A 14,815-nucleotide genomic window follows, 5' to 3' on the forward strand; every position below is an offset into this window, starting at 1 on the left:
CTTCAGGCCGGGTTAAGTACGGTGGACAGGTTCTGCTTGACGTTCCGGGTGGGCTCGTCGGCGAGGATCTCGGGGCGGCGCGCCGTCGCGTACACCTTCGCTCCCTGCTCGACGAGCTGGGCGGCCAGATGGCGGCCCAGCCCCCGGTTGGCTCCGGTGACCACGGCGACCGCGTTCTTCAGTTCCATGCCTGCTCCTCACGTTGCGGGGCCCGTGTGAACGGACCCATCAGATTTAGATTATGTTTCAAATCTAAATCAGAGTGTAGGTTAGAAGTCAACCAACATCCAAATGGGGGTGGCTGATGGGCCGCGTATCGCGGGCGCAAGCGCTGGAGAACCGCAAGCGAATCGTGGAGAGCGCCTCCCGGCTCTTTCGTGAGCAGGGCACCCAGGTCAGCGTCGCCGATCTGATGAAGGCTGTCGGGCTGACTCACGGCGGTTTCTATAAGCAGTTCGCCTCCAAGCAGGCGCTCATCGACGAGGCCACCACCCACGCCTTCGACGAGCGCACCCAGCGCCATAGGGCTGCGCTCGAACGGCACGCCGGGCAACTCGAGGCCCAGCGGGCGCTGATCGACGCCTACCTGTCCGTCGAACACCGCGACGACCCCGGAGGCGGCTGCCCCGTCGCTGGTCTCGCCAGTGACATGGCACGCGAACCCGGCAACGACGAGGCCCACCGCGTCTACACCGAAGGCGTCGGCGACTTGGCCGATTGGCTGGCCACCGACGACCAGGACGGCCTTACCCGGCTGTGCACCATGCTCGGCGCACTCCTGCTGGCCCGCGCCACTAAGGACTCCCCCCTGTCGGAGGAGATCCTCACCGCCGCAAGGGCGGCCCTGACGACTACCGCCCGATCTGGGACGTGAGGTTTTGTCCTGGCTCTCGGTGGACACGGGCGTGCCTTTCCGCGAGTTCGTTCCGTGGTCTCGCAGGAGTGGGTCCACTACTGCTGAGGGCCGATGCGGTCGCCCATGTTGAGTTCCAGATCGAGGATCATTTCCGGTGGCAGCTGTCCTGACATTTGGAGGCGCAGTTATACAGAATCCCGGGCGAGCAGCCAGTTGAAGCGCGCGTTCGTGACCTTGAGGCTCTCGGCGGCCGGAGGGGGATTCTCCTCGTTGAGGATCTCCTTGACCGCGACGAGGGCCTCGGTGTCGAACGAGGCGATCCGCTGGGCGAAGCGTTCGACGAAGTTGTCGAGTTCGGTGTCGGGGATTGCGCGGTCTGCCAGGGCGCTGTCGAAGACGACGACCTTGACCTCAGCGTCGGCTTCGAGCTGGTACCCGATCCTGGTCAGACACCCCTCGACCTCGGGGTCGTAGAGGTTCAGCGGCGGATTGTCGAAGGTCACCCGCCAGTAGGCGGGTCCGCGACGCTCGGCGCGGACAGGCTCACGGGCGGCATCCACTGCGGATTCACTCATGTGCCCTTGTCTCCTTCGAAGAAAGAGAATTTCCATGCACGGAGGCAGCCGTGGTCGCCGAACACACTCCAATTGGCCACACTGGGTTACGTTGATACTACATAAGGTGATACTGATCTCCTGTCCGGGCAGGCCATGAGAGGCCGAGCGACCGACTCTCGCGAGTACTACGACACCGATGGCGGTCCGGTGTTGTCAGGCAGGCCGTTACTGGGGACGAGTTGGTGGTGGTCTTCCCAGCGCTTCGACCTCGTTCTCGAGGGTCGGAACCGACTGGACGGCGAAGCGCCTCGTCCAGGGCCAGGTCAGGGGTGAGCTCAGACGGGTAACTGGCGTGGACGTCAAGTAGCGGCACCGGGGGACGTTGAGCGCGATGTAGGCGTCCCCCCGGACATGGGCCAAGTTGCGCCACGTGGTCCGAGTAGTGTGCTGATCGAGACAAGCTCGGAGAAGATCGTTTCGTGCCAGCTCGACGTTTCATAGGTGGTCGGATATGAAACGGCGCGGCGGTCTCAGACGGAGGACCTCGACCAGGTGCGTCCGGCACGGAAATCGTTTCACACCGTGTTTCAAATCTGCTAAACCTTTGAACCAACCCATGAAACGATTCCTGGGTGAGCGACACCGAGGACGCCTTCCTGCGCGTGGAGGCCTTCGCCTGCCCGATGTCAACGTGCGGCGCCCCGGCCGGATCGCCGTGCCGGACGACCAAGAACCGGGTGGCGATCCAGTACCACACCGCCCGCTTCCGGCTCGTGCCCGCGCTCGCGAAGGCGCTGAGCGTGCCGATCCCGGCGCTGCGCCGGCCGGGCACCGCCTGGACCGAACTGCCCGCGCCACCGGCGGCCACCGCCCCGACCGGTCACGCCCGGATCGGCTACGCCCGCGCCTCCACAGCCCGCCAGTCCCTGGACACCCAGCTTGACGCACTCAAAGCAGCCGGGGTGCCCCGCATCTTCTCCGAGAAGGTCTCCACCCGCATCACCACCCGGCCCGAACTCGAACGCGCCATCGCGCACGCCGCAGACCTGCGCGCCTCCGGCGTCAGCGTCACCCTCGTGGCCCACGAGCACAAACGCCTCGGCCGCGGCCTCGAACTCGCCGAGCTCGCCGAACGGCTGCGCGTCGGCGACATCGGCCTGGAGTTCCTCACTGGCGAACTCCAAGGCAGCCACGACCCCGGCGGCATCGTGTTCACCGTCCTGGCCGCCCTGTCAGGGATGGAACGCGAATACATCCGCGACAAGACCCTCGACGGCCACGAGTCCGCCCGCAACCGCGGCAAGAACATCGGCGGCGCCACCGTCACCGACCCCGCCATGCTGTCCATGGCCCTGCACCTACGCGACCAAGGACAAAGCCTGCGCGACATCGCCAGCCAACTCCTCATCACCCAAGGCGCCAAGAAGGGCAAACGACCCTCGCCCGCCACCGTCATGCGCATGCTCCGCGACCACGACGAACACGCCACCACGGCCTCACAGTAGGCCGATCATTGACCCCACTACCTCGTAACCGCAGGTCAGAGCTATATCCGTTGAATTTTCGCCGTTTGCTACGGGGACCCCCAGGGACATCGACACCAGGGTCCGGGTCGCGATCGCCGGGCTGCTGGGCTGGCGACGATCTATGCGGCGAGCGCTCCCGGGGGCAACTTCGCGCTGCTGGTGTTCTCAGGCTTCACCTGGCCGTGGTTCGGCGGAGTGCGGCTGATCGCGTCATCCTCGCCGACGGGCATCCGGGCTCCTACGCCCCAGGCTCGATCAATGCCGCCTCGTACGCGACGATCACGGCCTGCGCCCGGTCCCTGACGCCGATCTTGGAGAACAGGTTCGTCACGTGGTTCTTGACGGTCGAAGGGGAGACGGACAGGTCGGCGGCGATCTCCGGGTTCGAGCGGCCTCGGGCGATCAGCACGAGGATCTCCCGCTCCCTGTCGGTCAGCCCGGACAGCTCGGCGGGCAGCGCCTTCGGACGCGAGGCGCGGACGAACGTGCCGATGAGCCTGGTCAGCAGGCGCGGCGCGACGGCCGACTCGCCGCGGTGCACCACGCGTACGCCCTCGATGAGCTCCTCGGGCGAGACGTCCTTGGGCAGGAAGCCGTCGGCGCCGGCCCTCAGCGCCGCGACCACGTTCTCGTCCAGGTCGAACGTGCTCAGCGCGAGCACCCGGACTCCCGGCAGCTGCGCGGTGATCAGCTCGGTGGCGCGCACGCCGTCCAGGCCGGGCATGTGCAGGTCCATGAGCACCACGTCGGGCCGGAGTTTCCCGCTCAGCTCCACCGCCTCCGCGCCGTCGGCGGCCTCGCCGACCACGCTCAGGTCGGGCTGGGCGTCCAGCATCAGCGTGAAGCCCTTGCGTACCAGCTCGTGGTCGTCGGCCAGCAGAACTCTGATCATGGTCTCTCCAGGGGGATGCGGGCGTGCACCCGGAAGCCGCCTTCCGGACGCCGGCCCGTGGACAGCCGGCCGCCGCACAACGCCACCCGCTCGGCCATGCCGACGAGCCCGAACCCCGGCGCGCCGACCTCCTTCGGCAGGCCGTCGTCGAGCACCTCGACCTCCACCGCGGCCGGCTCGTACGCCAGCCGCACGCTGGTCCTGGCGCTGACGGCGTGCTTGCGGGTGTTGGTCAGCGCCTCCTGCACGATGCGGTAGACCGCGTGGTCCACGGCGGAGGGCAGCTCGACGGGCTCGCCGGTCACCGTCAGGCTGGCGGGCAGTCCCGACGAGCTGGCCTCCTTGATCAGTACGGGAAGCCGCTCCGCGCCCACCCCCGTCGCGGCGTCCGGCCCTTCGTTGCCGTCGATTCTGAGCACGTCGAGCAGGCGACGCATCTCCGACATCGCCTGGCGGGCCGTCTGCTCGGCGCTCTCCAGAGCGTTCTTGGTGACATCCTGCCCGGGTGGGAGCGTGGCCCGCGCGCCGCCGACCAGGGCGTTGATCACGGTGATGTGGTGGGCGACCACGTCGTGCAGTTCCCTGGCGATGCGCCGCCGCTCGGCGCGTACGGCGGCGTCGGCGGCCTCCTGCCTGCTGCGCTCGTCGAGCTCGGTCCTGAGCCTGACGAACTGGCCGATGCCCACGGGCACGAGGACGGCGAACAGGGACCCCAACCAGCTGCCCGTGCCTGCGAGGAACACCTCCGTGTCGACCGCGTAGACGACGAAGACCGCCGCCGAGGTGATCAGGGTGGGACGGCCGGTGGTGTAGCGGCCCAGGCTGTAGCACGCTATGAGCGAGGGCAGGCTGGTGAAGAACACCGACTGCGTCATGATGCCCACGACGTCCAGCGCGGCCACCAGCCCGACGGTCAGGATCGGGCGGCCACGCCTCATGAGCAGGCACAGGGAGCCCGCCACATGAAGCCCGGCGCTCAGCGTCGCCCACGTCTCGCCCCGGGCGATCATGGAGATCGTGCCCAGGAGCACCGGGACGAGGAGCACGATCGCCAGCGTCGTGTCGAAGACCCGGGGGCGTCTGAGGAAACGCACGAGCGTCATGAAGGTTCGTGCCACGCGCACGCTCAAACCCTAAGTCACGCTGCTTCGCCGTGGACCTCGGCCACAGGACGAGTGCCAGGGCTTTGACGATCATGCCTTCAGCGTGGCCCGTCGCGCCGCCGGTTCACTCGGCCCTGCGGAGGATTCCGTTCTGGGACCCTGCTCCCAGAGAGGCGACATCCCCGGTGCGCTGGCGGATCTGTTCGGCGGGGTCCTCCGGCAGGTGGTGGTGGGGCTCAGGCCGGGGTCGCGCTCCTGAAGTGTCGCGCCCTCCTGCGGAGGGCGGCGCATCCGGCGAGCACCGCCTCACGATTCTTGGCGCTCTTCACCCAGGCGGGAAGGCGGTCGCGCGTCAGCACGGCGCAGTGCTCGCATCGCGGGCAGCGCACCAGGACCCGGGGCGAGACCAGGTACTGGCGAGGATGCAGAGCCCGCTCAACGCGTCGGAGGTTCGTCAACGGGTGATTCGGGCCAGCCGGATTCGAGGAGGTCGAAGATCGCGTTCATCGCGGCCAGGGGGTCGGGTTCCGTACCCGCGAGCTCAGGGATCTCCAGGACGTAGCGGGCGAGGGCGCGGACGGTCATGTCGGAGGGGTCGCGGCCGCTCTCGGCCGCGATCGCCTCGGCCAGAGCGCCCTCGCTGGCCACCCAGAGCTTGCGTGAGTACTCCCGCAGGGCGGGGGTGCTCACGATCAGGTCGCGTTTGCGCAGCAGCTCCGGCGGGAGATCGTCGGTGAAGGGCCCCCTGCCTGCCATGCAGCGGCGCAGGGCCTCCAGCACCGACTGGCCGGAGGGCCGCTCGCGGACCGCCGCGACCAGCCAGACGCGTCGTTCTGCGCCGTCGTCGAAGATCAGCGCTTCCTTGCCGTCCGGCACGTGCGCGAACAGCGTGGCGATGGAGACGTCCGCCTCGTCGGCGATCTGGGCGACGGTGACGCCGTCGTACCCGTGCTCGGAGAACAGCCGCAACGCGGCGTCCGACAACGCCTGGCGGGTCTGTGCCTTCTTGCGCTCGCGGCGCCCCATCGTCGTCGCCATGCCCTCATGGTACCCGGAACCCTGAACGCATCTAAATGTATAGTGGCTATAGTTTCAGAGTCAGTTCAGATTTCCTAGTGAAGGGCATCCCATGGCAATCCCCCTCACGGCCGGCCCGCCGGCCACCGCGTCCACCAGACTCATGTGGGCGATCCTGGGCTTGGTGCTGCTCGCCGACGCCCTCGACATGATCGACGCCACGGTCACCAACATCGCCGCGCCGACGATCGCGGCCGAACTGCACGGCGGCGAGGACCTGATCAAGTGGCTCGGGTCGGCCTACATGCTCGCGATGGGCGTCCTGCTCGTGGTCGGCGGACGGCTGGGCGACAAGTACGGCCAGCGCAGGCTGTTCCTCATCGGCATGACCGGCTTCACGATCGCCTCGACGGTGGCGGGCCTCTCCCCTGACCCCGCTCTGCTGGTCATCGCCCGCGGCGCGCAGGGCGCGTTCGGCGCGCTTCTGATCCCGCAGGGCATGGCGATCATGACCAGGACGTTCTCGCGTGACATGCTCGCCAAGGCGTTCGGGATATTCGGCCCTCTGCTCGGCGTCGCCTCGGTCGGCGGCCCGATCCTGGCCGGGTTCGTCATCGACGCCGACATCGCAGGACTGTCATGGCGTCCGATCTTCCTGGTCAACCTGGTGCTCGGCGTCCTCGGCCTGGCCCTGGCCGTCCGGCTGCTGCCGCACGACGAAGGAGACGCGTCCATCCGCGTGGACGGGGTGGGCTCGGGACTTCTCGCCGCGGCCATGTTCGGCCTGCTCTTCGGGCTGGTCGAGGGGTCGGGCAGCGGTTGGCCCGCCGGCGCGGTCCTCTCGGTCGTCGTCGGCCTGGTGTTCCTCACGGCCTTCGCCCGCCGTCAGATCACGGCCGCGGACCCGCTGCTCAAGCCGTCGCTGTTGCGCAACCGCGGCTTCGGCTCCGGCCTGCTCGTCGGCCTGATCGTCTTCGCCGCCACCACCGGGCTGGTCTACGTCCTCTCCCTGTTCATGCAGCAGGGGCTGCACGCCTCGGCGCGGGACGCCTCCCTGGGCCTGCTGCCGATGACCGTGGGCATCATCGTGGCCGCTGGAGCGTGCATGGCGCTGATCAAGAGGATGGGCCGCACCCTCATCCTCATCGGCCTGGCCGTCATCCTGGCCGGCTGCGGCTGGCTGCTCGTCCTGGTCATGGCCTCCGGCACGGACCTGAGCCTGTGGGACCTCGCTCCAGCCGTCTTCCTCACCGGCCTGGGAATGGGGACCTGTTACGGCACGATCTTCGACGTCGCGATCGGCGACATCCATCCCGACGAGGCCGGTAGCGCCAGCGGCTCCCTGTCGGCGATCCAGCAGCTCGCGGCAGGCGCGGGATCGGCCGCCGTCACCTCGATCTTCTTCCGGTCCACCGGCTCCGGCCTCGGCCATGCCATGACGACCAGCCTCATCGTCGTCGTGGTCCTCACCGCCGTCACCGTCCCCGCCGTGATGCTGATGCCCAGGCGAGCCCCGCAGGGCCTCCAGCACTGACACATTGAAGGAGACCGACCATGTCCCCTCTCCGCGACCCAGACCCCTGGGACGTGAAACGCCTGCCGTCCGCCGAGGGCAGGAATGTCCTGGTCACCGGCGGCAACGCGGGCATCGGATACTTCGTCGCCGAACAGCTCGCCGGCGCGGGCGCCACCGTCGTCCTCGGCAGTCGTGACAGCGCCAAGGCCGAAGCCGCGCGGGCAGCGATCCGCGCCCGGGTCCCCTGCGCGCGCGTCCGTCACGTCCACCTGGACCTCGCCGATCTCTCCTCGCTCGAAGCCTCCGCGGAAGCCCTGGGCACGCAAAGACTGGACGCGCTGGTCTGCAATGCGGGAGTGTTGCTCGACCAGCCGCCACGGCGTGAGACCAAGGACGGCAACGAGCTGATGCTCGCCACCAACCACCTCGGACACTTCGCGCTGACCTGGTGGCTGGCACCCCTGCTGACGGCCACACCCGCGAGCCGCGTCGTCATCACCGGCAGCCTGACGGCGAAGTCCGAGAGCCTCGATCTCGATGATCTCCAGAGCACGCGCGACTACCGGCCGAAGCGCGCGTACGCGCGATCGAAACTCGCCCAGATGCTCTTCGGCCTCGAACTCGACCGCCGCCTGCGCGCCGCCGGCAGCGGCACGCTGAGCGTGATCACCCATCCCGGTGGCGCGCTCGACTCCCTCACCCCCTCACGCCCGCCGGTCCGCCTCCGGACCACCGGCGAACGGCTGCGCGGCCTGCCTGCCGGGCTGCTTTTGCAGAGCAAGCAGGCCGCCGCCTGGCCCGCCGTCCGGGCCGTCCTCGACCCGTCCGTTCGCGGCGGCCAGCTGTGGGGACCCCGAATGTTCGGGATTCGCGGCCTGCCCACCCTCGAACCCCTCCGGGGTCACCTGGCCGACGCTGAACTCGCGGCGCGGGTGTGGATCGCCAGCGCCGGCCTGACGGGCCTCGATCCGAGCTGGAACCTCGGGTGACCCGGCGGTCTTCGCATCACCGCTCCTCGAGCCGTTCGGGCGGGTTCCGGGGTTTGGGACGGGCGCGGAGGTGCGCGCGTTCGCCCTGCCTGCCGAACAGGCTGAGGAACTCGACCGGCTCGGCGCCCGCTGCGCCGAACCAGTGCGGTACGCGGGTGTCGAACTCGGCCGCTTCGCCGGGTGAGAGCACCAGATCCTGTTCACCGAGCACGAGCCGCAGCCGTCCATTGAGGACATAGAGCCACTCGTAGCCCTCGTGGGTCTGTGGGTCGGGTTCCTTGCGGGGGCCGCCGGCCGAGATCACGAGCTTGTACGCCTGGATGCCGCCGGCTCGGCGGGTCAGGGGCACCATGGTCATGCCGTGGTGGTTGACAGGGCGCAGGTGGATGCGCGGGTCTCCGGTGGGCGGGGCGTCGACGAGGTCGTCGAGCGTGACGCCGTGGGCCCTGGCCAGAGGGAGCAGTTGCTCGAGGGTCGGCCGGCGGGCCCCTGACTCCAGCCGGGACAGGGTGCTCACCGAGATGCCGGTGGCCGCCGACAGGTCGGCCAGCGTGGTTTCGCGCTGCCGGCGCAGCACGCGTAGCCGGGGCCCGACCGCGTCGAGCGCTTGGTGGAGGTCGCTGTCCATGAAAGTAGTTTGCCAGATCGGCAACAAGGTTTGCACATATGCCTGGTGTGCTCGCATGGTTGTCGTGGAGGTGGTCATGGTGACCGATCAGCTGAAGGACGGCTACGACGTGGTGGTGTTCGGCGGTGGCGCCGCCGGGTTGAGCGGGGCGCTGATGCTGGCCCGAGCGCGGCGGGCGGTGGTGGTGATCGACGCGGGCGCGCCGCGCAACGCCCCGGCCGAAGGTGTGCACGGGCTGCTTGCCCTCGACGGGACCCCGCCTGCCGAGCTGCTGGAGCGCGGCCGGGCCGAGGTCCGCCGGTACGGCGGGCACGTGGTGTCGGGGGAGGTCGTCACGGCGGTCCGCGACACCGAGGGGTTCACCGTGACGCTGGCCGACGGCAGGTCCGTCCGGGCACGCCGGCTCCTGGTGGCCACCGGGCTGGTCGACGGACTGCCGGACGTGCGGGGCCTGCGGGACCGGTGGGGCCGTGACGTGGTGCATTGTCCGTACTGCCACGGCTGGGAGGTCCGCGACCAGGCCATCGGTGTGCTGGCCACCGGGCCGCTGTCGGTGCACCAGGCGTTGCTGTTCCGGCAGTGGAGCGCCGATGTCACCTTCTTCTCCCACACCATGCCGCCGCCTACCGGCGAGCAGGCGCAGCAGCTGGCTGCCCGCGGCATCCGTGTGGTGGAGGGCGAGGTCGCCTCCCTGGAGATCGCCGAGGACCGCCTCGTGGGCGTACGGCTGAGCGACGGCAGGCTGGTCGGCCGCGAGACAGTGGCGGTCTCGCCGCGGATGACGGCGCGTGCCTGCTTCCTGGCGGCGCTCGGGCTGCGACCGGCCGAACACCCGTCAGGGGCCGGTGAGCACATCCCCTCCGACGCGGCCGGCCGTACCGAAGTGCCGGGGGTGTGGGTCGCGGGCAACGTCACCGACCTGGCGGCCCAGGTCGGGGCCTCGGCGGCGGCGGGCGCCGCAGCGGCGGCCCAGATCAACGCCGACCTGGTCGCGGAGGAGACCCGCCAGGCGGTCGCCGCCTACCTGGACCCGTTCTCGGCCGAGTCCGAGGCGCGTCTGTGTGAACTGGCGATGGGCGACCGTCGCCACGGCCTGTGAAGCAGAGAAAGGGAACCACTGTGTCCGAAGAATTCGGCAGGACGTACTGGGAAGAGCGCTACCACGGCCACGCAGCGGTCCGCGGCAGGCGGCCCAACCCGCAACTCGTGGCGGAGGCCGGGGATCTGCCGCCCGGCACGGCTCTGGACGCGGGCTGCGGCGAGGGAGCCGACGCCGTCTGGCTCGCCTCGCGCGGCTGGCGGGTGACGGCGGTGGACATCGCCGCCACCGCGCTGGCCCGGGCGCGAGAGCACGCCGAAAGCCTCGGCGCCGACCTCACGAGCCGGATCGACTGGGTACAGGCCGACCTGACCAGCTGGACGCCCGCCGAGGAACGCTTCGACCTGGTCTCCACCCACTACGTGCACCTGTCGGCATCGCGCGAGGCGCTGTTCGGCCGCCTGGCCGCATCGGTCGCGCCGGGCGGCACGCTGCTCATCGTCGGTCACCACCCGTCAGACCCCCATACCACCCTCTCTCACGGCCCCTCGCCCGCGGTGCACTTCACCGCCGAGGAGGTCGCCGCCGGCCTCGACCCCGGCCGATGGGACATCGCCGTCGCCGAGGCCAGGTCCCGATCGGCCACCGCCCCCGACGGTCACGAGATGATCATGCACGACGCCGTCGTTCGCGCCCGCAGGCGTCCATGACCCGCGGAGGTGGCGCCACTGCGTTGGCCCAACGGGCCCCTCCCCCGCAGGGTCCGTGACAGCGCCTCGGCGATGCGTCCTTCCCCGGATGCCGGGAGATCACGGGGTCAGTGGGGGGCCGCCTCCGCGTACTGCGGGTGCCACCGGAATACCGCAGAAACGGGTTGCGAGCTGAGGTAGCTGCTGGTCAGTGCTTGGCGAGGGCGGCGTAGGCGGTGGAGCGGCCGATCTTGAGGTACGTGCGGCTTCGGTCACCGAGACGCCGTCGTCGACCAGGCGGCGCAGAGTGGCGAGTTCGGCCGGGCCCAGGACATGGGGACGGCCCATGTCCTTCTTGCCGGGAAGCATGGTGCCCTCGCTCTGACGTCGCTTGGCGGCCGCGATCCCTTCGGCTTGTCGCTCGGCGCGCAGTTCCAGCTCGTACTCGGCGGCCGCGGCCAAGACCGCGAACATGAAGCGCCCCTCCTTGGTGTCCAGATCGAAGTTCTCGGTCAAGGACACGACCATGACGCCGCGCTCGCGTAGCTCGTTGACGGTGGTCAGCACGTGCCCGGCCGAGCGGCCCCACCGGTCGGACTTCCAGAACTTGAGGGTGTCACCGGCCTGTGGGCGGGACACGAGCGCCTGCCATTCGGGCCGGGCGACCCCGCGCTTGCCGGACTCCTTCTCCATCACCAGTTCGTCGTAGCCGCTGGCGTGCAGGGCGTCGAGCTGGAGCTGAGGTCGCACTTCGTCGCGCCGGGCATCGTCGAGCGCGGGTCGTCGACCGCGGTAGCGGCCTTCGGCTTCGGCGGCGGCGATCCCCTCGACGGTCAGTTCGTTCTGGATGTCGCGCTGGAACTGCCCCACCGCGGTGATGACGTTGATCAGCAGGTCGGTGGTGGCGTCGTTGGCGGCGAGGTCGTGGAAGTTCGACAGCGGTCCGGACAGCACGCGCAGGACGACGCCGCGGGCCTGGCACCCGGCGCGGACGTTGTGGATGTCGACCAGGTCGCGGCAGAGGCGGAACAGCTCTGACACCGTGAGCACGTCGCCGGGGTGCGCGGCGGCGGCGACTTTCGCGAACGCGGGCCGTTCCAGCGCGGGGATCTTCGAGGTGGTCGCGGGGTCCTCGAACAGCAGGACTCCGTCGGCCGGGCGGAACCCTTCAGCGACGCCCCCTGTCCGGACCAGGAGGCCGGCCTCGGTGAGGATGTGCCGCTGGCGGAGAAGGGACTGGGTCGCGGTGGAGACGCGGGAGTAAACGATCTTCACCGGAACTCCTCGGCAGGGGCGTGGAGCCTCGTTCTATCTGTCGGAAAATCCTGTCGTCAATTGTGGGCCGAATCGGCGGTCTAGCGTCATGGCTTGTTGCCCGATGTCCTATTTCTCGGGTGGCTACGAGGCCCGTTCGAAGCCTGTGGGGAAATCACCGTTTGCCGACGGGGAAGTGGCCCGTATTGCGGTGCGGTGCACCAGGCCGTCCAAGATGAGGGTCAGGCCGGCCTCGAACGCCGACTCGTGGTCGATCACAGGCATGTCCGCCGGTGGATCCGAGCCGTCGCCGGAGTCGGCGTCCGCCTGTTCCTCCAGGACGCTGCCGACCGTGAAACGGCCGGCGGCCAGCATCGCCATCTGGGCGTCCCGCTCAGGCACTCCGGAGGTGACCAGGAAGTCCATCTTGCGGCGGATCCGGTCGAGGTCGTTGGCGGGGGTGCTGCCTGCGTGGAGGCGTGCGCCGTCCCGGCGCATCAGCAGGGTGCGCCGGAAGCTTCGCATGTTGTCCAGGAACCAGTCGCGCCAGTCGTCGTCGGGCGTCGGCAGCGGGGCGGCCGCATGCGGTGCCATCGCCGCCTCCGCCATGGCGGCGAGGAGGTCCTTCTTGGTGCGGAAGTACCAGTAGAGCGAGGGCTGTTCGACGCCCAGCCGCTTCGCCAGCCGCCGCGTACTGACCGTGTCCAGCCCGACCTCGTCGAGCAGGTCGAGTGCTTCGGAGACGACGATCTCACGGTTCACCTTGGTCACGTTGACAAATCTATCACTGATAGATGACTCTGGAGAGGAATCATTCACTGATAGATTTTTGGGTGATGGGCATGGCAAACGGATCGGGAGCGCACCCCCTGCGGGTCCTTGTTGCCGGCGGCGGGATAGCGGGCCACGCGCTGGCTTTCTGGCTCACGCGGGGCGGCCACAGGGTGACCGTCGTCGAACGCTTTCCGGCGCTGCGGGCCACCGGGGCGCAGGTCGACCTCCGGGGGCAGGGCATCGAGGCCGTCGAGCGGATGGGGCTTCTGGACGCCGTCCGCGGCAAGCTGGTGGACGAGGCGGGTGTCGCCTTCGTCGACGCGCGCGGCAGGGCCAAGGCGACGATCATGGCCAACACCTCCGGCCGTGGCCGGCAGACTCTCACCTCCGAGTACGAGATCATGCGCGGTGACCTGGTACGCATCCTGCACGACGCGTCGAAGGACGACACCGAGTACGTCTTCGGCGTGAGCGTGGACGGCTTCGAACAGGACGAACAGAAGGTCATCGCGCACTTCTCCGACGGCTCCTCCGGCGAGTTCGACCTCCTGGTCGGCGCGGACGGGCAGGGATCGCGCATCCGGCAGGCGATCCTCCCCGCGGGCTGCGACCCGTACTGGCGGGTCGGCATCCACATGGCCTACTGGTTCATCCCGCGCATCGCGTCCGACAGCAACATCCGGGACACCTACATGGTCCCGGGTGGCCGTCAGATCATGCGCCGCAGCCACAACCCGACCGAGACCCAGGTGTACTTCGTGATGCGGGAGGAGTCCGAGGAGGCCTCGGCGAGCCACCGGAAACCCGTCGAGCGCCAGCAGAAGTTCTGGGTGAGCAGGTTCCGCGACGCGGGCTGGCAGACAGAGCGCTTCATCGACGGCATGCAGACGAGCCCCTTCTTCTACTCCCAGGAGATCGTCCAGGTTCGCACCGACAACTGGTCCAAGGGCCGCGTGGTCCTGGCCGGCGACGCCGCCCACTGTGCCTCCCCTTACAGCGGCATGGGCATCTCCGGCGGCCTGGTGGGCGCCTACGTCCTGGCCGGCGAGATCAACCGGCACCCTGGCGACCTGCCAACCGCACTGGCGAACTACGACAGCGTACTGCGGCCCTTCGTCGACGAGATCCAGGGCGAGGTGAATCCGCGCCTCCTGCGCCTGGGCATGCCGATGACCCAGCGTGCGATCGACGCCTTCCAGGCCGCCACCGCACTGGCCTGCTTCCTGCACGTCCCCGATCTCGCCGCGCGCTTTTCGAAGGAGGACCGCGGCGGCAGCTGGCAGCTCCCCGAGAACCCGGCTCCGATCATCGCCGTCTGAAAGCGACCGGACATCGGGGACCGATGGCCGTCGTGACCAAGGCTTGGCCTGTGGCGCTGCTGTGGGACAGGGTGGATCCGGCCAGGGCGGCGGCGTGGTCGCGGTGGATGCCCTGGATGAAGGATTGCAGGTGCGGCAGGTCGTCGTTGTCGGCGTCGGCGAGCCAGGCGTCGAGCCGGTCGCCGTAACGGCCGGTGAGCATGGGCGAAGGCGGTGACGTGGGTGCTGAGCCGTTCTAGCTCATCGCTACTTTGGGGCTGGGGCCACCTTCGGGAGCGGAGGGCCTTCAACGCCGGCCCGGTTGTCTGAGGGCAGTGCGCGGTCGTGAGTCATGGGCCGGTGAGACCCCTGAGGTTTAAGAGATCGCCGCGCTATACCCCTCAAAATGCCTGGTCACACCCGAAGCTCCGCTCGTTTTGCTGCACGTTCGCTGTGAGTCTCGATCACGTTTTGATCTCGATAGATTCGTCGCGACCTGGAACGTTTACAGACAGTCATGGTTGACCACATGTCGACCCGCATGTCCGGTAAGGGCGATTCCCCCTTGTGGGCACCGCTTTCCGAGAGTTGAACACACGTTCGCATGGAGCGGATGATCACGATGCGTAGATCTTGACCGAATGTGCGTATTTCTGGCTTGATCAGGACGCTTTTAC

General features: G+C 68.9%; 16 protein-coding genes. 7 read left to right on the forward strand and 9 right to left on the reverse strand.

The window, feature by feature from the left end; translation table 11 throughout:
* Window positions 1-2 precede the first annotated feature (2 nt).
* Entirely contained in the window at window positions 3-188 is a 186-nt protein-coding gene (locus ABFX55_RS05240; protein ID WP_200825027.1) for an SDR family NAD(P)-dependent oxidoreductase, read from the reverse strand.
* A gap of 116 nt (window positions 189-304) precedes the next feature.
* Between ABFX55_RS05240 and ABFX55_RS05245 the strand changes: the two genes are divergently transcribed.
* Window positions 305-874 (forward strand): TetR/AcrR family transcriptional regulator, encoded by a 570-nt coding sequence (locus tag ABFX55_RS05245; RefSeq protein ID WP_103964811.1) that lies wholly within the window; start codon window positions 305-307, stop codon window positions 872-874.
* A 167-nt stretch (window positions 875-1,041) separates the two neighbouring features.
* On the opposite strand, the gene ABFX55_RS05250 is transcribed toward ABFX55_RS05245, so the two are convergent.
* Window positions 1,042-1,431 (reverse strand): Clp protease/crotonase-like domain-containing protein, encoded by a 390-nt coding sequence (locus ABFX55_RS05250; RefSeq protein ID WP_346118124.1) that lies wholly within the window; start codon window positions 1,429-1,431, stop codon window positions 1,042-1,044.
* A gap of 614 nt (window positions 1,432-2,045) precedes the next feature.
* On the opposite strand from ABFX55_RS05250, the gene ABFX55_RS05255 reads away from it, so the two are divergent.
* Window positions 2,046-2,918 carry a recombinase family protein gene (locus tag ABFX55_RS05255; protein WP_235031090.1) on the forward strand — a complete coding sequence of 291 codons (873 nt, stop codon included), beginning with the start codon at window positions 2,046-2,048 and terminating at the stop codon, window positions 2,916-2,918.
* 259 nt (window positions 2,919-3,177) lie between these two features.
* On the opposite strand, the gene ABFX55_RS05260 is transcribed toward ABFX55_RS05255, so the two are convergent.
* From ABFX55_RS05260 to ABFX55_RS05270, 3 genes are all read right to left on the reverse strand, one after another.
* The gene (locus ABFX55_RS05260; protein ID WP_346118126.1) at window positions 3,178-3,831 is read right to left on the reverse strand and encodes a response regulator; all 654 of its coding nucleotides are present in this window, start codon (window positions 3,829-3,831) and stop codon (window positions 3,178-3,180) included.
* A complete protein-coding gene (locus ABFX55_RS05265) occupies window positions 3,828-4,955 on the reverse strand; it encodes a sensor histidine kinase (RefSeq protein WP_346118128.1) in 1,128 nt (375 codons plus the stop codon). Before ABFX55_RS05265 ends, ABFX55_RS05260 begins: the two co-directional genes overlap by 4 nt.
* Before the next feature lie 414 nt (window positions 4,956-5,369).
* Window positions 5,370-5,972 (reverse strand): TetR/AcrR family transcriptional regulator, encoded by a 603-nt coding sequence (locus ABFX55_RS05270; protein ID WP_346118130.1) that lies wholly within the window; start codon window positions 5,970-5,972, stop codon window positions 5,370-5,372.
* Between the two features lie 91 nt (window positions 5,973-6,063).
* Here ABFX55_RS05270 and ABFX55_RS05275 point away from each other — a divergent pair, with 91 nt between their 5' ends.
* Together ABFX55_RS05275 and ABFX55_RS05280 are read left to right on the forward strand one after the other, a co-directional pair.
* Entirely contained in the window at window positions 6,064-7,485 is a 1,422-nt protein-coding gene (locus ABFX55_RS05275; protein WP_346118131.1) for an MFS transporter, read from the forward strand.
* Window positions 7,486-7,505: 20 nt separating this feature from the next.
* A complete protein-coding gene (locus ABFX55_RS05280; RefSeq protein ID WP_346118133.1) occupies window positions 7,506-8,456 on the forward strand; it encodes an SDR family NAD(P)-dependent oxidoreductase in 951 nt (316 codons plus the stop codon).
* A 16-nt stretch (window positions 8,457-8,472) separates the two neighbouring features.
* Here the strand turns inward: ABFX55_RS05280 and ABFX55_RS05285 are convergent, their stop codons facing one another.
* Window positions 8,473-9,084, reverse strand: coding sequence for a helix-turn-helix domain-containing protein (locus ABFX55_RS05285; RefSeq protein WP_346118134.1), 612 nt, complete (start codon window positions 9,082-9,084; stop codon window positions 8,473-8,475).
* Between the two features lie 55 nt (window positions 9,085-9,139).
* On the opposite strand from ABFX55_RS05285, the gene ABFX55_RS05290 reads away from it, so the two are divergent.
* Entirely contained in the window at window positions 9,140-10,183 is a 1,044-nt protein-coding gene (locus ABFX55_RS05290) for an NAD(P)/FAD-dependent oxidoreductase (protein ID WP_346118136.1), read from the forward strand.
* Between the two features lie 20 nt (window positions 10,184-10,203).
* Window positions 10,204-10,833: a class I SAM-dependent methyltransferase gene (locus tag ABFX55_RS05295; RefSeq protein ID WP_346118138.1), complete on the forward strand. Its 630-nt coding sequence runs from the start codon at window positions 10,204-10,206 to the stop codon at window positions 10,831-10,833.
* Window positions 10,834-10,932: 99 nt separating this feature from the next.
* Here the strand turns inward: ABFX55_RS05295 and ABFX55_RS05300 are convergent, their stop codons facing one another.
* Both ABFX55_RS05300 and ABFX55_RS05305 read right to left on the reverse strand, forming a co-directional pair.
* Entirely contained in the window at window positions 10,933-12,087 is a 1,155-nt protein-coding gene (locus ABFX55_RS05300; protein ID WP_346118140.1) for a recombinase family protein, read from the reverse strand.
* 123 nt (window positions 12,088-12,210) lie between these two features.
* The gene (locus ABFX55_RS05305) at window positions 12,211-12,837 is read right to left on the reverse strand and encodes a TetR/AcrR family transcriptional regulator C-terminal domain-containing protein (protein ID WP_346118142.1); all 627 of its coding nucleotides are present in this window, start codon (window positions 12,835-12,837) and stop codon (window positions 12,211-12,213) included.
* Between the two features lie 71 nt (window positions 12,838-12,908).
* Between ABFX55_RS05305 and ABFX55_RS05310 the strand changes: the two genes are divergently transcribed.
* Window positions 12,909-14,159, forward strand: a complete 1,251-nt coding sequence (locus tag ABFX55_RS05310) for an FAD-dependent monooxygenase (protein ID WP_346118143.1) — start codon at window positions 12,909-12,911, stop codon at window positions 14,157-14,159.
* On the opposite strand, the gene ABFX55_RS05315 is transcribed toward ABFX55_RS05310, so the two are convergent.
* Window positions 14,146-14,361, reverse strand: a complete 216-nt coding sequence (locus tag ABFX55_RS05315) for a hypothetical protein (protein WP_346118145.1) — start codon at window positions 14,359-14,361, stop codon at window positions 14,146-14,148. The genes ABFX55_RS05310 and ABFX55_RS05315 overlap by 14 nt on opposite strands.
* Between the last annotated feature and the right edge of the window lie 454 nt (window positions 14,362-14,815).

This window comes from Nonomuraea roseola (assembly GCF_039535395.1).
Taxonomy (GTDB): Bacteria; Actinomycetota; Actinomycetes; order Streptosporangiales; family Streptosporangiaceae; genus Nonomuraea; species Nonomuraea roseola.